Source organism: Leptotrichia sp. HMT-225 (assembly GCF_030644325.1).
Classification (GTDB): domain Bacteria; phylum Fusobacteriota; class Fusobacteriia; order Fusobacteriales; family Leptotrichiaceae; genus Leptotrichia; species Leptotrichia massiliensis.
Genome location: NZ_CP130323.1, coordinates 1,706,861 through 1,726,890, shown reverse-complemented (window position 1 = coordinate 1,726,890; position 20,030 = coordinate 1,706,861). Strand labels below are relative to the sequence as shown.

Genomic DNA, 20,030 nt, shown 5'->3' with positions numbered 1-20,030 from the left:
GAAAGAATTAAAGTATAAATATTTAGAAAGGAATGATTTACGATGAAAAAATTAGTTTTAACAGCATTATTATCATTTGGACTGTTAAGTTTTTCGTAAAACATAAAAGTACAGAAGGGAAGTTACTGTAAAGGAATTTCAGGAAAATCTGCAGATAGTGGAAGCGGTTCAGGTAGAAACAGATAAGATAAATAAAAAATAAATATAAGCACAGGCTTTTTAATATTAACTCATTATTAGTTGATCTATTATTAAAAAGTACTGTCTTTTTAATTTTCAAAAAATATCAAAATTTAATAATTTAGATTTAGCTATTGCTATTAGAGTGTACCCAAAACTTTGGACAATCAAATAGAAAAAAATTCTAAAAAGAGGTAATGTTATGAAAAAAAGAATATTATTTTGTTTTTTGACATTTTTAGGAGTTCTTATAATAAGAAATACATATTATCATATAATTAAACCTGTTTTTTTGTCAATTATAACTTATGATAATCCTTCCCCTAAATTTTATTTAGATTTAACTTCGAAATATAAGTTAATCAGTTCTTTGGAAACAATAACTACTTCAGAGTATATATTGAATGAAAATCGTAATAAATTATATATAAAAGAAAAAAATAGAAAATTGACTTACTATGGTGAAATTTCAGAATTAAAAAAAATAAGAAATTATTGGATTTGTTACGGAAAAATTAGTAATAATAATAAAATTTATTTTATCATAAATCAAAAAAATGAGATAGAAGTTTTAGGAACAACAGAAGAAGAATTGAATAGAAAAATTAAGAAAAAAATTAATTTTCATGATCCAAGATTTTATATGGTTCGTTTTGGTGGAATTATGGTAGAAGATTAAAAAATATTAAATCATTATCTAAAAAATTGTTATATAATTATTATAAAGACAACTATATCGTAAATTTGAATTACATTCAAAATTTTATCCACAACATACAAGAGGGCGTTTTTATTTTTCATTCTTTATACATTCCAAATAATTAGTTTAGAATTTATATTAAATAAAATCAGGAATAAACTTAGTAAATAAGGAATTTTCTGATTTTTTATATTTTTTCTTTTTTATTCTTTTTCTTAAAAATCCAAATTGTATTTATAAAAGAAATTTGATATACTTATTTTATAAACATAAGATAATAAAAGTCAAATAAAATAACGATTTTTGGAGAAATAAGTATAGTTTTCAAGTTTATTTTTAAAAAATTTAATTACAATATTTTAAAATAATGTAGTAAGTATGAAATGAAAATGAAAAACATGAAATAAATTTTGAATAGAAAATAAATAGTAGCAAAGGGGACAGTGGAATATATGGATAAACAAAATGCTCATAAAGTTTTGATAATAAATACTGGGGGAACTATAAGTATGGTTCATTCCGATAAAAAGGACAATAAAAGTGCATTGAAGCCCTCTTCATCTTGGAGTGAAGTTATTCATAATTATGAATTTTTAAAGGAAATGAATGTAGATTATGTGAAAACGGAGAAAATTATTGATTCCTCTGATATGAATTATGAAATTTGGCTGGAAATTGGTAACATAATTGAAGAAAATTACGATAAATACAAAGGTTTTGTAATATTGCATGGAACGGATACAATGTCCTATACTGCAAGTGTTCTTTCTTTTATGTTAAAAAATCTTGGGAAAACGGTGATTTTGACAGGAGCACAGCGTCCAATTCAGGAAATTAGAAGTGATGGACTGCAAAATTTGCTAACTTCTATTGAAATAATTGAAAAACAGACGCAGGTAAATAGTGAAATTTGTAATTCAGAAAATGAAATACTGCCTGTAATTCCAGAAGTATGCGTATTTTTCAGGGATCATCTTTTTAGGGGAAATCGTTCAAGAAAGCTGGATTCTACAAATTATTTTGGATTTTCTTCCCCAAATTATCTTCCGTTGGGACAGGCAGGCTCAAAAATAAAAATATACGAAAACAGGCTATTATCAAAGCCAGAGGGAAAATTTTATGTAGATTACAAAATTAATCCAAATGTACTGATGATGGATGTATTCCCTGGATTTAATCCTAAAATTTTAAAACGTATATTCCAAGATGATGATAGTATAAAAGGACTTGTATTACGAACTTACGGAAGTGGAAACACTCCACAAAATAAGGAATTTTTAGAAACAATAAAATATATAATTGATATAGGAGTTATAATTCTGAATGTAACTCAATGCACAGTTGGAAGTGTGGAAATGGGACTTTATGAGTCAAATGCCATACTTACGGAACTGGGTGTTGTAAATGGATACGACATGACACCAGAAGCTGCAATTACAAAATTTATGTGCCTTTTAGGGAAATATGATGTTGAAAAAGTGAAGGAAAGATTGGTAATAAATATTGCGGGAGAGCTTACTAAATAGATTTTATACTAAACCCCATTTAAATAACGAATTCGTTAAAAACTTTTTTAATAAAGGATATAAACCTAATATTTCAAATAATCAAAATATAATTTTTTATTTTTTAAATAAAGTCTAGTATAAATATAATCTGTCAGAGCATTTTTATGTACTGGCAAAACTGTTTGAGCATAGCGAGTTTTTTGTCAGTGCAGAAAAATGCGTAGACTAGCCATAGGTTGTAGGATTTGCGGCAATGAGCAATCCTACGAAAATAAAAATGAAAAAAATTTATTAATTGAAATATCTAAAAAATAATAAAAAACAATTTAGTTGAATGATTTATGAATTAACTATCAAACAACCCTACTATAAAAATTTAACGGAATTTAATATTAGATTTAGAATTATAATATTTTTTAAAAATATATAATACATTATGTTAGTAAAATTGTTTTTAACTTATGAAGTATTTTGGTGTTATAAAGAAAAGTAAATAATAAATTGATAAAGGATATAAAATGAAAAATATTAATACAGAAAAAATAAAGCTAGATAAATTAATAAGAGATTTTGAGAATACAAAATATTTTGGATATATGTTTTTTGTAGAATATGAAGGACAGAGATTTGAATCTTTTGATGAAAATCCTAATAAAAAGAGTGTTAAGTCAGAATTTAGGAAAATTCTGGAAAAGAACAAAATCAAGATTTTTAAAGGTATTCAGCAGGCTGGAAGGACTGACGCAAATGTGAGTGCAAAAAAAAACATACTTTATATAAATTCTAAAGAGATAATTGATTTTTCAAAATTAAAACTTTGGGAAACAGAGGGACTAAAAATAAATAAAATAGTAAGAACATTGCCGTTTCTTGAATTTCCACAAATGATTGAAAAAAGATATTATATTTATGAATATCCAAAAAAACTTAGGAAAAACGATGAAGAGAAAATAAATCAGATTTGCAATAAAGTATCTGGGAAAAAGGATTTTTACGAATTCACTTCAGAAAAAGGGAAAAAATTAAAAAATCATACAAGAGAAATTTTTACGAAATATGAAAATGGTAAGCTGTATTTTGTGGGAGATGGATTTTTGCCACAGCAGGTGCGGATTATGAGCAATTTTATTTTAAATAATACAAAGTTTGATATTGAAAAGTTAAATGATGAGAATTTTGAAAATAGGAAATTGGGAATAAAAGATAAACCGCTTGATGGGAAATATTTGACACTTATGAAAGTTGACTTTTCAGAGGAATTAGAGAAAATCAGTTTTTTTGACGTGAAAAATATTGAAGAATTGATAAATTTGAAAAATGAAAATAGTATAAGTTTGGAAATAAAAATTTCTGAAAGTAAAATAGATAATTTGAATGAAAAAGTAAAAAATATTGACGAAATTACTAAAATTAGAAAAATTCAAAAAAATAGCTATTTTACGGTATTTTTCGTTGAAAAGAAAGATAAAGGAGAATTTATTGGGAAAAGAGGGAAGAATATTAGAAAGTTAAAGAGGATTTTTGGGGATATAGTTGTGAAAGAAATTTGAAAAAATTGAAAAATATTTTATAGATTATGTAGAAATTTATTGTTTTTAAAAATTTTTAGATACTGTTTATAGAAAAATATTGAATGATGAAATTTGATAGCAGGATATTAATATATTTTGTTAGAAAGTGTAGAAAAATGAGAAAAATCAAGATTAGGAAAAGAGTGGAAAAATGTATATAATTAGAAAAGCAATGGAATATTTTAAACCAAAAATTAACAGGGCTTATATGAATGAGGCTTTGAAAAAATTGACAGAAAAAGAAAATAAAATATTTTTGGAAATGTCTGATTACGACAAGTTTCATTCGCTTGAAGTTTATAAAAAAATAAAAAAAACGGAACTAAAAAACAACGAGAAATATTTAAAATTGGCACTTCTACACGACTGTGGAAAAGAAAATGTATCGATTATAACGAGAGTTTTGCATAAATTAGGATTTAAAACGCAGTTGCAAAATCATGCACAAAGAAGTTTTGAAAAGCTGGAAAAAGTAGATGAGGAAGTAGCGGTTTTGGCGAAAAATCATCATAATAGAGGTTATTCGCAGGAAATGGACATTTTTCAGAAATGTGATGATGAGAGTTAAGAAATTGATGAAAAATTTTTAGAAAAGAGTGATTTTATGAAAGACAAGTATAAAATGACATTGGAGGAGAATATTTTTGTTGCGAAAAGAAATATAGTGGATTCAATTTGGAAATCGGCAAATCTGGAAGGAATAGCTGTGACTTATCCTCAGACAGAAACGATTTTTCAGGGGCTGGGAGTTCAGAATATGAAAGTTAAGGATATAAATGCCATTGTTAATTTAAAACATTCATGGGAATTTATTTTGGAAAATATTGAATATCCTCTTAATTTAAACTATATTTGCAAAATTAATCAGCTCATTGGAGAGGCAAATGTAAATCCTTTTCCAGGACAATTGAGATTCTCGGATGTAAGTATGGGTGGAACAGACTGGAAGCCTGAAATTCCAGATAAGGAAAAAGTGAATGATAATTTGAATAAAATTTTGGAAAGTGAAAACTCTGCAACAGAAAAAGCAATAAATTTAATGTTGTATTTAATGAGAAACCAACTTTTTTATGATGGAAATAAAAGAACAAGTATGATGACAGCAAATCACGTAATGATTCAAAATGGTGCTGGAATTATTTCTGTGCCAATAAAATATCAAGAGAAATTTTTGGAACTGCTTGTGAAATTTTATGAAACTAATGATACGAGTGAAATTAAGGAATTGATTTATAATCATTGTATTGATGGGATAAATTTTAAAAGAGAATAGAATTTTGGAAAATAAAAAATTATAAAAGAAAGAAAAATAGATAATTATGAATGAAAAATATGAAGTTGAAAATGAATTTGAAGATGAAATAGATGTTGAAAATGAGGAAAATATTGTTATTTTGAAGGAAGATGCAGGGAGCAGGATTGATAAATTTTTGTCAGAAAGGCTCGAGTTGACACGAACACGTATTCAACAGCTTATAAAAGATGAAAATATTTTAGTAAATGAAAAAAAGACAAAGCCTGCTTATAAAATTGAAGAAAATGATACAATAAAAGTTGTAATTCCAGAACTGGAAACTGTTGAAATTAAACCTGAAAACATTGATATTGAAATAATTTATGAAGATAATGATTTGGTAGTTATCAATAAAAAAGCTGGAATTGTCGTACATCCTGCAAACGGACATTATTCAGGAACGCTTGTAAATGCAATTTTGTATCATATCAAAGATTTATCAGGAATAAATGGGGAAATCCGTCCTGGCATTGTGCATAGGCTAGATAAGGACACAAGCGGACTTTTAATAATCGCTAAAAAAGACAAGTCACATCTAAAATTGTCACAAATGTTTCACGACAAAACTGTAAAAAAAACTTATCTTGCAATTTTAAAAGGAAAACTCAACCAGAAAAGCGGAAGAATTATAACACAAATTGGGCGTGATAAAAACGACAGGAAGAAAATGACTGTAATAAATGATTTAAATTCAGGAAAAACTGCGATTACCAATTACGAAGTAATTTCACAGACGGAAAAATTTACACTTGTTAAAGTTCATATTGAAACTGGAAGGACTCACCAAATCAGAGTTCACATGAAACATTTAGGCTATCCAATTCTAGGCGACAGTGTCTACGGCAGAACAGATACCGAAAAACGCCAAATGCTTCACGCCTATAAGCTTGAATTTCAACATCCGATTACAGAAGAAAATATAGAATTTATTGCAAAATTGCCAGAAGATTTTAAAAAAGCATTGAAAAAATGCGGGCTGGAATTTGAAACTTTATAAAATAATAAAAAAGAGGAAAAATTTATGTGTAAAGACAAATTTGAAAACCAAAAAAATGAATTAATGGAATTTGATGAAAAATATAATAAGATTGTTGTTGGGGTTGATGAAGCTGGGAGAGGGCCTTTAGCAGGGCCGGTTGTGGCTGGAGCTGTAATTGTGATTCAGGATTTTCCAGAATTGCAGGAGATTAATGACTCAAAAAAGTTGACTGAGAAAAAAAGGGAAAGATTATTTGAAGCGATAGAAAAGAATTGTATCGTGGGAATCGGAATTGCTTCAGAAAAAGAAATTGATGAGATGAATATTTTGAATGCAACATTTCGAGCAATGCGTCGAGCGATTAATCAAGTAGCTGAAAAATCAGCATTTGATATAGTTCTGGTTGATGGTAATCATTTGATTCGAGAGTATGAAGGAGAGCAGGAGTGCATTGTGAAAGGAGACAGCAAGTCGTTAGCCATTGCGACAGCTTCAATTGTGGCAAAGGTTAGAAGGGATAGAATGCTTTGTGAGATTGCAAAGGAATTTCCTGAATATGAATTTGAGAAACATAAAGGATATGGAACTAAGAAACATAGAGAGATTTTGCTTGAAAAAGGGGCTTGTAGGTATCATAGGAAGACGTTTTTGAAGAAAATATTGGATGGAAGTGAGAAGAAGAAGTAGATTTTTATTTATCTAGTAAAATGAAGAGGGTAAAATGTTGAAAATTATGGAAGATGAAGGAGAAAGCTGGATTGAGGTAGTAGACGATAAATTATTAGATTTTCTATATAATATTAGTAATGATGTTTTGAAATTTGTTTGGAAAGAAAAAGATATTGAAATATTGGAGAAATACTTTGATGAAAATCAGTCAAATTATCTTGATGAATTTGCGGAAAGTTTTTTTGAAAATATAGAAGATGTTGGTTTTGATGAAATTATTTATGAAGTTATAAGTGAAACAAAAAAAGAATGGCTGACAGAAAAGTTTTTATCCAAAATAAATATAGAAATTTTAAACATATTTCAATATTCACTTATCCCGATGAAATAAGAAATTTAGATGATGAAATTCTATGGAAAAATCCAGAAAATTTTGAATTATATACTATAAATTTAGTAAGGAATTAAAATTTCTTGTCCTTAGCAAAGTTTTGATTTAGTATAAATAAAAAGGTGGAGAGTTTCATATGAAAAAATATTTAATAGAGAAGTTATGGACATTTGAATATGACTATGATATGGCAGTAGTAAAAGAACTAAAAAATAATGACAAAAAATGGAATGTTTCATTTGTAGAATTTGATGTAAAAAATTTTATTAAAAAAGGAGATATTGTCAAAGGGAAATTATTTATGCAATATGTATGCAAAAGTTTGAAAGTGGATAGTGAATTGAGAGCTGTACAGCCTTTTCCAAAATCGCCACATATAGAAGCTGTAGTAAGAGTGGTAAAACATGTAAATTCAGATTCTTTACTGGTAGAATCAGCTATTTCAGATTCAGAAATTTTAGTTGAATTTGAAAATGATGTGACTTATAAAAAAGATGATGTTATTTTTTTTGAAGGTGAACTTTCGTTTGAATTTTTATAAGAAGATATTTTGAATGAGAATTAAAAAGGAATTTAGGTATGAAAAAATGGGAAGCAATAGCATTTCAAGAATTTTCACAATGGTTTATTATGGATGTAGACGATGATAGAGAATGGATATTTACAGATATGACATTAGGTACATTTATGCAACCGCTTAAAGATACAAAGGAATATTGGATATTTTTTGTAGAAATGATTTACAAACTTTATAAGTGTGATATGATTGAATTTCCAGATGATGAATTTCCAATAAGGATGTTGGTGGGGACTAAAAATTTAGAAGAATTTTATTCTAATTCAATAGAAGAGTTCTGTTGCTTGTTAGCTAGTAGATTTGAATATAGAAAAAGTGATTATGCTCACGAGCCTTATATTTATCCAAAAGAAAGATACAGGGAACTTATAACAAAGTATGAGAATGATATGGACTATATTTCTACCTGGTATGTTGATCCAAATAAAATTGATGAAGAAATAGAAAATTTTGAAATTAATGAAGAATTTATAAACGAAATTGAAAAAATATTTGAAGAAAATGGCGTAGAATGGAAAGATAAGGAAAAATTTTTAGAAAAAAATGAAACAGAAAAAAGAAGAGAAATTTTCCAGTCTTGAAAAATAAGTAAAAAATTGGTATCATATAATATAAAATTAAAAGAATAAATATAGATATTTGTGATACAATATTAAAAAAGGGGATGGGACGAGAAATAGTATGAATAAAAGGGAAATTGGGTTTAAGTATGAGAATGTGGCGAAGGAATATTTGATTTTGCAAGGGCTTACGTTTGTTGAGAGTAATTTTTATACCAGGTTTGGGGAGATTGACTTGATTTTTTTTGAAAAGAAGAGTCAGACACTGGTGTTTGTAGAGGTTAAATATCGGAAGAATGATTTTTTTGGATCAGCGATTGAGATGGTGACAGAGGAGAAGCAGAATAAGATTCTTGCAAGTTCACAAATTTATCTTTTAAAAAAGGAATGGGATAAAAATGTAAGGTATGATATTGTTGGAGTAAGTCGTGGCTCTAACAGTATTGAGTGGTTAAAAAATGCGTTTTGAGGTGATTATATGAGAAATGATGAGAAATGTTGCAAATGTGGAGAAGAAATGTTTGAAATGAAAAAGGTGGCAATTCCTACAAAAAAAGTTGCTGGAACGCAGATTGCCATTGATACATTTTATTTAAAAATATGTAAAAATTGCGGATATACAGAGATGTACTCAACTAAAATAGTTCAAAAGGTTGAGGATCCAGTTGAGGGATATTAAATTTTTTAAGGAAATAATATTTAATTTTAAAGGAATTTTATTTAGAAATCGGGATATAATTTCAGGGGTGGAATTAGTTGAGTACGGTATTGTATCGAAGGATACGAAAAATATTCTGAAAAGTCTGAAAAAATTGCGGAAATTAAATAATATTTATTATGTGTGGGACTACAATAAGGAGTTTAAGAGGTTAATTTATTCTTATAAATATAATCATAGAAAAATCATGGCAAAGTTGATTGCTGAATTGATAAAGGAAGAATTTTATTATGTCTTGAAACGTGAAAAGATAGATATTGTCGTGAGTGTGCCTGTCAGCAGAAAAAGAAAGAATGAAAGAGGGTATAATCAGGTTGATGAGATTTTGAACTGTCTGAAAGTGAATTATGTTCGGATTGAGAGAATAAAAAATACAAAAAAAATGGCTGAAATTTTGGACGAAGAAGAAAGAAACAGGAATATTGAGGGAGCTTTTAGAATTTCTCAGAATATTGATTTGAGCAATAAAAAAATTTTGATACTTGATGATATTGTAACCACAGGAGCTACGCTTAGGGAAATAAAAAATAGTATTTTAAGACAATTTGATAATAGAAATAAAAAAAATGGAAATAATATTAAAATTATCGTTTTTTGTCTGGCTGCGGCTAGGGAGATTAAGGTAAATAGAGGAGAAATATGAGTTTTAAATTAAAAATGAAAGTTTTACTGTTTTTGGTAAGCTCGGTTGTTTCGTTTTCAGCACAAAATGAAAATTTGCAAGCGGATATTAAAAATAATGATGTGATTAATCATGAAAATTATTTAATCAGTACAGTAAAGAAAAAAAATAAGAGTAGACAGGAAAGCAGTGAAAATGATGGGAATAATGAAACAGAAGAAAATACAACAGAATTATTAAAATATAGCCAAAGAAATGACGGAGTGATTGATTTAAATTCTTTAGTTCATAATGAAGATTCAGAGTTTCGTGTGCTTAATGGAACTAATGTAAAAATTATGCTACGAACGAAAAATAATGATGTTTATTCTGCCGAAGTTGTCTACAGTGGCGGGAAAAAAATGATGCGTGGAATTGGAAATTATGGTGGTAATGAGATTTTTATGGCTGAAATTCCGAGCAATGTGTCAAGCTATTATTTTGTATTGACTGATGACAAGACTAAATATTATATGGGAAGAAATATTTCAAAAAACCTAAAGGATATAGAAAAATTTGAGTATTCGCGTTCTACAAAACTTACGACAATTCCAGAATGGGCTAGAGGTTCTGTTGGATATCAGGTTTATATTGATTCGTTTAGAAATGGCGATGTGGATAATGATGCGATTTTTAACGAATTTGGGACAGATGACTTTTCAGAGCCTACTGGAGAAATTCGTTCAGGAACATCTAAAAAAGACTTGGTGCTGGCGTATTGGGGCGGAAGTGAAAAACCGCAGTTTTCATTGAATGAATGGAACAGTAACTATGAGGAAAAAAACGAATGGGAAGAAAATACGTTAAATGATGTACAGAACTATACACGTTACTATGGTGGAGATTTACAGGGAATAATTGATAAATTAGATTATATTAAAAATCTTGGTGTAGAATACATAATTTTATCATCGCCGTTTTATTCTCTTTCAAACCATAAATATGATACGATTTACTTTAATCACGTGGATCCGTATTTTGGCTACATTGAGCAGACTGGAACATCAAAAGGGCTTGATATAAAGGCAAAAGTTCATAATAACAATGGAGATAAGGAGTTAAACTTGCTTATTTTCAATCCTGAAACGGATAAGAATTTACTTGATGAGGATTTACTGAATGTAAAAAGCTGGATTTGGACAGATTCTGATTTACAGCTGGCAAGCCTTGTAAAACAGGCTCACCAGAAAGGGCTGAAAGTAGTTCTGGAAGTAGCTCCTGATACAACGTCAAGCAGATTTTTTGCTAGAAATAATAAAGAATTTTCCAACTGGTATTTAAAGGATACTGTACTTGACTTAAAAAATCCGCAAGTTAGAAATTACATTGAAAATGCAATGAAAAAATGGATTTTAGGGCCTGATGAGACTTTTAAGAAAGATGTGTATGATGACGGAATTGACGGAATAAGATATGTTTATTACGACAATGAGAATAAAGAATATCTTGCACAAATTACAGAAAATTTGAAAAAATATAAACCTGACTTGTTAATTACAGGAGAGGTTTCAAACAGTATTACAAAAGATGTTGAAGATGGGATTTATGACAGTGGGGCAGATTATAATATTGTCAATAACATTATAAAATACACTGTGAATACTAATCCAAATTACCGAATCAACGGCGTAGAATTTGCAACAAAATTAAATGAAATTTACAACAGATATTCAAGCAATCGTTTTAATATGACACAAGTTTTTATTGGGTCGCTTGATACAGATAGAATCTTTAGTGGAATGATAAATCCGAATAGAGTTTATGATAGAAATAATCAGTCGGATCAAGGATACTTGAATATTCGTCCTGATTTGTATGACGGAACAGCTGTAAGTAAGCTGAAAAGAGTCGTTGCAATGCAAATGATGCTGCCTGCTACACCAGTTATCTACTACGGTGATGAAAAGGGAATGTGGGGAGCAGATTCGCCACGAAATAGAAAGCCTATGCTGTGGGAAGATTACGCACCATACGACCCTGAAACAGATAACATAAGCAAATATAAAGACAGACTTAGAAGTTTTCCTAGTGTTGTGGAAGTAAACGAAGTGCAAAAATGGATTTTATATCCTGTAAACAGCAATGCAGATATAGAAAACCATTATAAAGCATTGCTAAAAGTCAGAAAGGAACATAAAAATCTGTTTAAAAACGGGAAATTAAGAATCCTTGAAGTTTACAGCGATCCAAAAACACAAGGTCGTATTGATTCAGAAATATCTGCTTATTTAGCTGATCAGAATAGACGGGCAAAATTATATCAAGGTCGTGATTTTACACCAGCAAGACCAAATACAGACTTTATTTCCTACGAAATTTCAGACGGAAATGAATCAATGATAATTGTAGTAAATAACGGAGCAGACGAATACCCGTTATCATTGCAAGTACCAAAATTATTTGGATTTTATCGAAATCAGCTGAATTTAAAAGAAAATTACGCAATTTCTGATAAAAAAATTCAAATTAATGTAAAACCTTATGAAGTTAAGGTTTTATATAGTAACGCAAAAAATATGTTTGATTCGTTTAGACAAAATAAAGATTAATAAATAATCTGAAACACTTTCAGTAACTTCTAATAAATGAGATATGGGGACTTTGTTCCCCAAGTTTTTTTGAGTAAAAGTAGTGAAAGGAGAAATAGTGAGTAAAAAAATATCACTAAATATGAAGTTGGAAATAGGGATGCTTTTATTATTTATATTTTTGACAGTTATATTTTACATTTTATTACCTAAAATTAACCTAATGTATTGTTTCTGGCTTTATGAATCTTTTTTACATAGAATTATAGTGATAATGGTAATTGTTTTAATAGGTTATGTAATAGATGTTAATTTACGTAGAAAAATTTACAAAAATCTTTTGTGTTTGTTAGATGAAAAATTAGAAGTTTATACATATATTGATAAAGTAAGTCAGGAATATACAGTATCTAAAAAGGCTTTGTATAAGGATTTTTATGCTAATAATTTATCAGTAGCTTATTTTGAGATAAATGAATTTGAAAAAGCTATTTTTTACTTAAATCTAATAAATACAAAAAGTAAAAAGGGATATTATAGAAAAGATCCAGTTTTATATTATTACAATTATATTAACGTTTTACTTAAGTCAAATAAAAAAGAAGAAGCGAAAGAAATGTATAATCAAAAATTGAATAAAAATAATTTGAAATTAAAAAATGTATCAAAAGAAATGTTAGAATTATTAGAGGCTAATTTATATGAAAAAGATGATCAAATTTTTAAATGTGTTCAAACCTTATTATCACAAAAAATTAGTAAAAGACTCGAAATGCATTGTAAATTTTGGTTAGCAGAGTATAATGAAAAAAATAATAATATTGAAAAAGCAGTTGAATATTATAAATATGTATCTGAAAATGGAAAAGATTTATATTTAAAAAAATTATCAGATGATAAATTAATAGAGTTAAAATAATATAAATATAATAAACTTTTTTCAATTTCAAAGAACGCAATTAATAAACAAAATAATAATTATGTATTGAAGCAAAAATATTATAATATAATTGAAAATTATAGGAGTAAAAATGGGATTTCATTTAAATAATAACATAGGTAAATTAGAAGTTGTTACTGGAAGCATGTTTTCAGGAAAAAGTGAGGAACTTATAAGAAGGCTTAGGCGTGCAGAGTATGCAAAGCAGAAAATTGTGGCATTTAAGCATTCAATTGATAATAGATATGGAGAAGAAGGGGTATTTTCGCATGGGAATGACAGTTTTAGAGCTTATCCCGTGAGTGATGTTTCTCAAATGGAAAAAATTATGGAAAAAAATGTTGATGCTGAAGTAATTGGTATTGATGAAGTTCAGTTTTTTGGGGAAAAAGTTGTTGAGTTTTGCAAAAAATATGTGGAATATGGAAAAAGAGTGATTGTCGCAGGGCTTGATATGAGCTTTAGGGCGGAGCCTTACGATCCGGTGCCAGAACTTATGAGTATTGCTGATCAGGTGGATAAGCTTCACGCAATTTGCATGGTTTGCGGAAAGCCTGCTTATGCGAGTCAACGTCTTATAAATGGAGAGCCTGCTTATTATGACGATCCACTAGTTATGGTTGGTGCAAATGAAAATTATGAGGCAAGATGCCGAAGGCATCACATTGTAAGGCATAGAACTGATAAAAAAGGGAAAATATATTTTATAGTTGGAACTGAAATTAATGTTGGCAAGAAATTTGTTGAAAAAATGTATGAAGAGCAGCTATTTGAAAATAAAAAAGTAACAACAATAGTTATAAAAGGGCAAATGGAGGAAAATGAAAAAAGTGATTTAATAAATTTGCGTGAAAAAATAAATTCGGCATTAACTGAAAACGACTATATCTTTGTCAGAATTACTGGAGGGCTTTTATTAAAATTGGAAGGAAGTTACAGTATTCTCGACTTTATGTGTGAATTTAGAAAAAATTCAGAAGTTATCATTGTTTCAAAAAATAAAAAAGGTGTACTTAACCAGATTTTATTAACAGTGGATTTACTAAAAAAATCAGACTTGAACTTAAAGGAAATTGTCTATAAGAATGGGAGTAGTCACGCTGGGGAAGAAAAGGAAGAAAATGGTGTTATTGAGAAAATATCGAAAATAACGGAAGTTAAATATAGAGAGTTGTAAGATTTAAATTAACTTATTTAATAATGAATATTCTGAGTTGTTTATACAAAAAAATAGATATTATACAAAATGAAAAACAATATAAAAAATTAGATATAAAAATAATGAGAAAAAAGGAGAAATATGAGCAGTATTTTAGATGAATTAAATGAAGAGCAGAGAAAAGCTGCAGAAAAAATAGAAGGGCCTGTATTGATACTGGCTGGAGCGGGAAGCGGTAAAACACGTACAGTTACTTATAGAATTGCACACATGGTAAAAGAGATAGGGATTTCGCCGCTTAATATTCTGGCACTTACTTTTACGAATAAGGCGGCAAGAGAGATGAAGGAAAGGGCTACGGCACTTATTGGACATGAGGCGAATAATCTTGTAGTTTCTACATTTCACTCGTTTTCAGTAAGATTGCTTAAAACTTATTCTGAAAGAATTGGATATGGGCGAAATTTTAATATTTATGATGTGGACGATCAGAAATCGATTATTACAAAGATAAAAAAGGATATGGGAATTAAGGATAATGATGGTGTTCAGCCGGGAAAACTTGCAAATAGAATTAGTAAATTGAAGGAACAGGGGATAGGAATTAAGGAGCTTGAACGTGAAATTGATATGAGAATTCCTGCGAACAGGCTTTTTGGTGAGATTTATCAAAAGTATGATGAAGTTTTGAAGGCAAATAATGCGATGGATTTTTCAGATTTACTTTTGAATGCGAGAAAATTGCTGGATGATGCTTTTGTGCTGGAAAGAATACAGGAAAGGTATCAGTATATTGTGGTGGATGAGTATCAGGATACCAACGATATTCAGTATGAAATGATTAATCTGATTGCAGCAAAATATCGGAATATTTGTGTCGTAGGAGATGAGGATCAAAGTATTTATGCATTTCGTGGGGCAAATATTAATAACATTCTGAATTTTGAGAGAGATTACAAGGAAGCTTTTACAGTAAAACTGGAAAGAAATTATCGTTCTACAAAGAAAATACTGGATACAGCCAATGAGCTTATTAAAAATAATAAAAGTTCAAAAGGGAAAACACTTTGGACAGATGGCTCAGATGGAGAAAAAATCAAAATTTATAATGCAATGACTGTTTATGATGAAGCAGATTTTATTGTGACAGAGATGAAGAAAAAGAAAAGAGACGGTGCCGATTACAAGGATATGACGATTCTGTACAGGACAAATGCACAGTCAAGAGTTCTGGAGGAAAAACTGCTGTCTGCAAATATTCCATATAAAATTTATGGCGGAATGCAGTTCTTTCAACGTAAGGAAATAAAGGATATTTTAGCATATTTGAGTCTTTTAAATAATAAAAATGATAATCATAATTTTTATCGTATAATTAATGTTCCCAAACGTTCGGTGGGGGAAAAGACTCTGGAAAAAATACAGGAAGTTGCAAATGAAAAAAATATTTCGATGCTTGAAGCGCTTCACTACATTGATGAAATTCCAGTAAGAGCAGCTACAAAACTGGCATTAAAGGAATTTTACAATTTAATGCAAGGCATTTACTCAAGCCTTGAAGAAATGTCAATTAAGGAAATATTTGATGAAATTCTTATAAGAACACGTTATATTGACTCAATTGAAGACAACAAGGAAGACAGGGTTAGAAATATTGAGGAATTGTTAAACAGTATTACTGAAATTGAAAAGCAAAATCCAAGCATGTCCTTGAATGAATATCTTGATATGATTTCGTTAAGTTCAGCAACTGACGAAATGGAAGATGATGAAAATTATGTAAAACTTATGACAATTCACAGCTCGAAAGGACTAGAATTTGATTATGTCTTTCTTGCGGGAATGGAAGACGGGCTGTTCCCATCAATTTCTTTTGACGCTCCTGAAGAAGAGCTGGAAGAAGAACGTAGACTTTGCTATGTTGCGATAACCCGTGCTAAAAAGGAACTGTTTATTTCTTATTCTTCATCAAGAAAAATTTGGGGAAAAGACGACAATTTACGTCGTCCATCAAGATTTATCTACGAAATGAAGCAAGATAATCTAGAGTATGTGGGCGGAAAATACGGAAGCCTAAAAGGACAATCTTCAGCTCCAAGAAGTTTTACACCGAAAATAGAAAATTTTAATCCATTTTCTAAGGATAAATTGGGAACATTTGGTAAAAAATCAGGTTCTCAAACAACTTCAAATGTAAATTCTAAATATAAAGTTGGGGATGTGGTTAATCACAAAAAATTTGGACGTGGAAAAATAAAAAAAGTGGATACAAAAAGCATGATTGTGGAATTTATGGTTGGAGAAAAGAAAATAGCGTTGGTGCTTGCAGATAAAATTTTGGAAAAATAAAAAAATCTTATTACAGTAAAAATCTTTTGTTTAATTCAAAGAGGTTTTACTGTATTTTTTGTATATTTTCAAAGGAAAAAGAGTTATAATTGAATATACAAATAAAAAAAGTGTAGGGAAGGAGAGTATGATTTTTACGTAACTGCAATTATCATACAAAATAAAAATGAAAAATTTAATATTATCAACAGATTCTTATAAAATTACTCATCCATTTCAATATCCAGAAAATATGACGTATATGCACGATTATATCGAAAGCCGTGGTGGCTTATACGGATATGTAAAATTTTTTGGACTGCAATATTACTTGATGGAATATTTAACAAAAAAAATTACAAATGAAATGATAGATGAAGCTAAGGAAATTTGTGAATTGCATGGATTACCATTTTTTGAAGAGGGATGGAGGTATATTGTAGAAAAACTGGACGGGAAATTGCCACTTAGAATTAGAACCGTTCCAGAAGGCAGTGTTGTAAAAAATCATAATGTGCTGGTTACAGTTGAATCAACTGACAAAAATGTGCCTTGGATTGTGGGCTGGGTGGAAACATTGCTGTTAAAAGTATGGTATCCGATTACAGTTGCAACATTTTCATACAAGGCAAAACAGATTATAAAATATTTTTTAGAGGAAACAAGTGATAATGTGGAGTCAGAATTGAAGTTTAAATTGCATGATTTTGGTTATCGTGGTGTTTCCAGCGAGGAAAGTGCCGGAATTGGTGGAATGGCTCATCTTACAAATTTTTATGGAACAGATACCTTAAATGCACTTGTCTTTGCCCGTAAATATTATGATGAAAAAATAGCCGCTTACAGCGTGCCTGCTTCTGAACATAGCACAATGACTTCATGGACTCAAAAATATGAAAAAGAAGCATACGAAAATATGCTTGATAAATTTCCAAAAGGAATTGTTTCAATCGTTCTTGACAGCTATAATTTTTTTAATGCGGTAGAAAATATTATTGGAAAAGAGCTGCGTGAAAAAATATTGGCAAGAGATGGAATGGTTACAATACGTCCAGATAGTGGAGATGCAATTACAAATATTCTATTTGCACTTGAAAGTCTGGAAAAGAATTTTGGCTATACTATAAACTCCAAAGGATATAAAGTAATTAACAAAGTCCGTATTTTACAAGGTGATGGAATTAATGAAGACACAATCTGGGATATTTATAAATCTTTAAAGGATAACAAATATTCTGCCGAAAATGTTACTTTGGGCTGTGGAGGATCACTTTTGCAAGGAAATGAAAAATCTAGCATTAATAGGGATACTCATAAATTTGCCATGAAATGCAGCTGTATAAAAATTGGAAATGAAGTTAGAGATGTTTACAAAAATCCTGTTACAGATAAAGGAAAAGTCAGTAAAAAAGGACGGCTTGACTTGATAAAAAATAAAAATGGAGAATTTGAAACAGTAAATATTTCAGATTTACCTGAAAATCAATATCATGAAGATTCCGTAATGGAATGTGTTTTTGAAAATGGAAAAATTTTAAAAACATATACTTTTGAAGAAGTAAGAAAAAATGAAAGTTTATTGTATAATCCGAGTTTAATTAGAGAAGTATCAAAATAGAAATGATAAAATTAGATAAAAATAGTTTAAATTAAAGCTGTAAAAATTATACAATTTAAATTTTTAGAAGCGACAAATAAAATTACGAAAGAAGGAAACAAATGAAAAAAATATTATTATTAGGAGTAGCTGCAGTAGTTCTGGCTGCCTGTGGAAATAAGCCAAAAACACAAAATGAAACAGGACATGCAGGACAAAATGCCGAATATGCACAATATTTAGACACTTTGAAAGCTGATAATAATTTAAAAATCACAATGGGAAAAGTTCCTGTAACAATTGTTGGAAAAGAATTAAAAGTTGGAGATAAAATAAGGGAAGTGCCTTTAGTTGTAAATACGAAATTAGAAGAAAAAAATATTTTTGAAGATAAAAATATAAAAGTAATTTATACAGCTCCGTCACTTGATACAAAAGTTTGTTCACTGCAGACAAAACAGTTAAATGAAGCTGCCAAAACTCACACAAACGTGAAATTTTACTCTGTGACAGTTGACACTCCATTTGCTCAGGAAAGATTCTGTACAGCCAATGAAATTAACGGATTAAAAGCGGTTTCTGACTTTAAATATCATCAATTTGGCATCCAAAATGGATTTTTCATAAAGGAAAAAGGGCTTTTAACAAGAGCATTGATGATAGCGGATGAAAATAATAATGTGAAATACATTGAATACGTGTCTGAGGAAGGAAAAGAGGCAGATGTCGATAAGGCATTGAAATTTTTGGAAAATAAATTGTTGAAGAAATAAAGATAATATTAAAGTTCACTCAAACCCCATTAGTATTTGATCTAATAGTTTATATTAAAGGAGTTTGAGTTTTTTTATAATAATTATTTTTTCTATTATTTTTATTTTAACAAACTATTGTGATAATTTCAGTTGACTCTTGTGTACAAAACCGTATCCAACTTTATCTGATCCTCCTTCAAAATACATGATATATTTCCATTCTCCAAAATCCTGTGTTATTGCTGCATAATAATCATTTGAAATTTTTTTTATATCATATTGTTTAGAAGGCCCTTTTCTTATATTAGTATAACCTTCTTTTGAATATATAGTATATGCTTTATTATCTTCTGAACCTATTACTCTGTTTAAACTTTCTCCAAAATCCATATTTTTTGGTATTTTGACTGTTGTCGATGAAATTTTTTCATGTTTTACTATTTCTGCGTAAAAATAATCTACTGCACAACAGCCAGCATATATCTTAACAGGTTTTAAAGTTAGTTTTACAGGCTGAGTAACATATCCCCATTCATTTTTTTTCATTTTGCTTTCAATATCCGGAGATATTTCCTTACCTATATTGAGTATTCTGTTATACATTTCTTTTCCACCGATTCTTCCGTCTGTATTTCCAGGCCATACAATCAGGACATTATTCATAAATTTTTCTTTATCTTCAGGAGTAAATTCCAAATATATTGCAAAACCTCCTGTTCCATCTTCTCCTGTTATAGGAAGAACAGTATTTTTATTATATTTTCCATTTCTGCTCCATACAAAACGCAGCATTCCTTTAGCTTCCGTAGTAATATTACCTCCATTACTATTTTTTCCAAATGAAATACATGTAATTATAAGCATTATTATAAACAATATTTTTTTCATATTAAATCACCTCTTTATTTGTATAGC

At 29.1% G+C, this 20,030-nt stretch carries 20 protein-coding genes; 19 read left to right on the top strand and 1 reads right to left on the bottom strand.

Annotation, left to right across the window (positions count from 1 at the left end; translation table 11 throughout):
- The first annotated feature begins 382 nt into the window (after positions 1–382).
- The 19 genes from QU666_RS08445 (at position 383) to tpx (ending at position 19,133) form a co-directional block, all read left to right on the top strand.
- The gene (locus QU666_RS08445; RefSeq protein WP_021769142.1) at positions 383–859 is read left to right on the top strand and encodes a hypothetical protein; all 477 of its coding nucleotides are present in this window, start codon (positions 383–385) and stop codon (positions 857–859) included.
- Positions 860–1,332: 473 nt separating this feature from the next.
- The gene (locus tag QU666_RS08440; RefSeq protein WP_021769141.1) at positions 1,333–2,406 is read left to right on the top strand and encodes an asparaginase; all 1,074 of its coding nucleotides are present in this window, start codon (positions 1,333–1,335) and stop codon (positions 2,404–2,406) included.
- A 500-nt stretch (positions 2,407–2,906) separates the two neighbouring features.
- The gene (locus QU666_RS08435; protein ID WP_021769140.1) at positions 2,907–3,938 is read left to right on the top strand and encodes a hypothetical protein; all 1,032 of its coding nucleotides are present in this window, start codon (positions 2,907–2,909) and stop codon (positions 3,936–3,938) included.
- Between the two features lie 172 nt (positions 3,939–4,110).
- A complete protein-coding gene (locus QU666_RS08430) occupies positions 4,111–4,527 on the top strand; it encodes an HD domain-containing protein (protein ID WP_021769139.1) in 417 nt (138 codons plus the stop codon).
- A 36-nt stretch (positions 4,528–4,563) separates the two neighbouring features.
- Positions 4,564–5,232 carry a Fic family protein gene (locus QU666_RS08425; RefSeq protein ID WP_021769138.1) on the top strand — a complete coding sequence of 223 codons (669 nt, stop codon included), beginning with the start codon at positions 4,564–4,566 and terminating at the stop codon, positions 5,230–5,232.
- A gap of 46 nt (positions 5,233–5,278) precedes the next feature.
- Entirely contained in the window at positions 5,279–6,250 is a 972-nt protein-coding gene (locus QU666_RS08420) for an RluA family pseudouridine synthase (protein ID WP_021769137.1), read from the top strand.
- A 24-nt stretch (positions 6,251–6,274) separates the two neighbouring features.
- Positions 6,275–6,919, top strand: coding sequence for a ribonuclease HII (locus QU666_RS08415; protein WP_021769136.1), 645 nt, complete (start codon positions 6,275–6,277; stop codon positions 6,917–6,919).
- Between the two features lie 34 nt (positions 6,920–6,953).
- Positions 6,954–7,292 carry a hypothetical protein gene (locus QU666_RS08410; RefSeq protein WP_021769135.1) on the top strand — a complete coding sequence of 113 codons (339 nt, stop codon included), beginning with the start codon at positions 6,954–6,956 and terminating at the stop codon, positions 7,290–7,292.
- 136 nt (positions 7,293–7,428) lie between these two features.
- Positions 7,429–7,833, top strand: coding sequence for a hypothetical protein (locus QU666_RS08405; RefSeq protein WP_021769134.1), 405 nt, complete (start codon positions 7,429–7,431; stop codon positions 7,831–7,833).
- Between the two features lie 38 nt (positions 7,834–7,871).
- A complete protein-coding gene (locus tag QU666_RS08400) occupies positions 7,872–8,450 on the top strand; it encodes a hypothetical protein (RefSeq protein ID WP_021769133.1) in 579 nt (192 codons plus the stop codon).
- 100 nt (positions 8,451–8,550) lie between these two features.
- Positions 8,551–8,898 (top strand): YraN family protein, encoded by a 348-nt coding sequence (locus QU666_RS08395; RefSeq protein ID WP_021769132.1) that lies wholly within the window; start codon positions 8,551–8,553, stop codon positions 8,896–8,898.
- Between the two features lie 9 nt (positions 8,899–8,907).
- The gene (locus QU666_RS08390; RefSeq protein ID WP_006804457.1) at positions 8,908–9,108 is read left to right on the top strand and encodes a zinc ribbon domain-containing protein; all 201 of its coding nucleotides are present in this window, start codon (positions 8,908–8,910) and stop codon (positions 9,106–9,108) included.
- A 67-nt stretch (positions 9,109–9,175) separates the two neighbouring features.
- Positions 9,176–9,790 carry a ComF family protein gene (locus QU666_RS08385; protein WP_232218435.1) on the top strand — a complete coding sequence of 205 codons (615 nt, stop codon included), beginning with the start codon at positions 9,176–9,178 and terminating at the stop codon, positions 9,788–9,790.
- Positions 9,787–12,357: an alpha-amylase family glycosyl hydrolase gene (locus tag QU666_RS08380; protein ID WP_021769130.1), complete on the top strand. Its 2,571-nt coding sequence runs from the start codon at positions 9,787–9,789 to the stop codon at positions 12,355–12,357. Before QU666_RS08385 ends, QU666_RS08380 begins: the two co-directional genes overlap by 4 nt.
- 97 nt (positions 12,358–12,454) lie before the next feature.
- Entirely contained in the window at positions 12,455–13,255 is an 801-nt protein-coding gene (locus QU666_RS08375) for a hypothetical protein (protein WP_036070766.1), read from the top strand.
- A 112-nt stretch (positions 13,256–13,367) separates the two neighbouring features.
- A complete protein-coding gene (locus QU666_RS08370) occupies positions 13,368–14,453 on the top strand; it encodes a thymidine kinase (RefSeq protein ID WP_021769128.1) in 1,086 nt (361 codons plus the stop codon).
- A 123-nt stretch (positions 14,454–14,576) separates the two neighbouring features.
- The gene (locus tag QU666_RS08365) at positions 14,577–16,784 is read left to right on the top strand and encodes an ATP-dependent helicase (protein WP_021769126.1); all 2,208 of its coding nucleotides are present in this window, start codon (positions 14,577–14,579) and stop codon (positions 16,782–16,784) included.
- 166 nt (positions 16,785–16,950) lie between these two features.
- A complete protein-coding gene (locus QU666_RS08360; protein ID WP_021769125.1) occupies positions 16,951–18,381 on the top strand; it encodes a nicotinate phosphoribosyltransferase in 1,431 nt (476 codons plus the stop codon).
- Between the two features lie 101 nt (positions 18,382–18,482).
- A complete protein-coding gene (gene tpx / locus QU666_RS08355; protein ID WP_021769124.1) occupies positions 18,483–19,133 on the top strand; it encodes a thiol peroxidase in 651 nt (216 codons plus the stop codon).
- 114 nt (positions 19,134–19,247) lie between these two features.
- Here the strand turns inward: tpx and QU666_RS08350 are convergent, their stop codons facing one another.
- Positions 19,248–20,003 carry a hypothetical protein gene (locus QU666_RS08350; RefSeq protein ID WP_304984799.1) on the bottom strand — a complete coding sequence of 252 codons (756 nt, stop codon included), beginning with the start codon at positions 20,001–20,003 and terminating at the stop codon, positions 19,248–19,250.
- Positions 20,004–20,030: the final 27 nt, after the last annotated feature.

What these genes read in the sequence shown, in the direction of transcription:
- QU666_RS08435 (WP_021769140.1), top strand. Translation starts at nt 2,907, where the DNA reads ATGAAAAATATTAATACAGAAAAAATAAAGCTAGATAAATTAATAAGA.
- QU666_RS08370 (WP_021769128.1), top strand. Translation starts at nt 13,368, where the DNA reads ATGGGATTTCATTTAAATAATAACATAGGTAAATTAGAAGTTGTTACT.
- QU666_RS08405 (WP_021769134.1), top strand. Translation starts at nt 7,429, where the DNA reads ATGAAAAAATATTTAATAGAGAAGTTATGGACATTTGAATATGACTAT.
- QU666_RS08445 (WP_021769142.1), top strand. Translation starts at nt 383, where the DNA reads ATGAAAAAAAGAATATTATTTTGTTTTTTGACATTTTTAGGAGTTCTT.
- QU666_RS08350 (WP_304984799.1), bottom strand. Translation starts at nt 20,003, where the DNA reads ATGAAAAAAATATTGTTTATAATAATGCTTATAATTACATGTATTTCA.
- QU666_RS08415 (WP_021769136.1), top strand. Translation starts at nt 6,275, where the DNA reads ATGTGTAAAGACAAATTTGAAAACCAAAAAAATGAATTAATGGAATTT.
- tpx (WP_021769124.1), top strand. Translation starts at nt 18,483, where the DNA reads ATGAAAAAAATATTATTATTAGGAGTAGCTGCAGTAGTTCTGGCTGCC.
- QU666_RS08380 (WP_021769130.1), top strand. Translation starts at nt 9,787, where the DNA reads ATGAGTTTTAAATTAAAAATGAAAGTTTTACTGTTTTTGGTAAGCTCG.
- QU666_RS08360 (WP_021769125.1), top strand. Translation starts at nt 16,951, where the DNA reads ATGAAAAATTTAATATTATCAACAGATTCTTATAAAATTACTCATCCA.
- QU666_RS08425 (WP_021769138.1), top strand. Translation starts at nt 4,564, where the DNA reads ATGAAAGACAAGTATAAAATGACATTGGAGGAGAATATTTTTGTTGCG.
- QU666_RS08400 (WP_021769133.1), top strand. Translation starts at nt 7,872, where the DNA reads ATGAAAAAATGGGAAGCAATAGCATTTCAAGAATTTTCACAATGGTTT.
- QU666_RS08440 (WP_021769141.1), top strand. Translation starts at nt 1,333, where the DNA reads ATGGATAAACAAAATGCTCATAAAGTTTTGATAATAAATACTGGGGGA.
- QU666_RS08365 (WP_021769126.1), top strand. Translation starts at nt 14,577, where the DNA reads ATGAGCAGTATTTTAGATGAATTAAATGAAGAGCAGAGAAAAGCTGCA.
- QU666_RS08390 (WP_006804457.1), top strand. Translation starts at nt 8,908, where the DNA reads ATGAGAAATGATGAGAAATGTTGCAAATGTGGAGAAGAAATGTTTGAA.
- QU666_RS08410 (WP_021769135.1), top strand. Translation starts at nt 6,954, where the DNA reads ATGTTGAAAATTATGGAAGATGAAGGAGAAAGCTGGATTGAGGTAGTA.
- QU666_RS08395 (WP_021769132.1), top strand. Translation starts at nt 8,551, where the DNA reads ATGAATAAAAGGGAAATTGGGTTTAAGTATGAGAATGTGGCGAAGGAA.
- QU666_RS08430 (WP_021769139.1), top strand. Translation starts at nt 4,111, where the DNA reads ATGTATATAATTAGAAAAGCAATGGAATATTTTAAACCAAAAATTAAC.
- QU666_RS08420 (WP_021769137.1), top strand. Translation starts at nt 5,279, where the DNA reads ATGAATGAAAAATATGAAGTTGAAAATGAATTTGAAGATGAAATAGAT.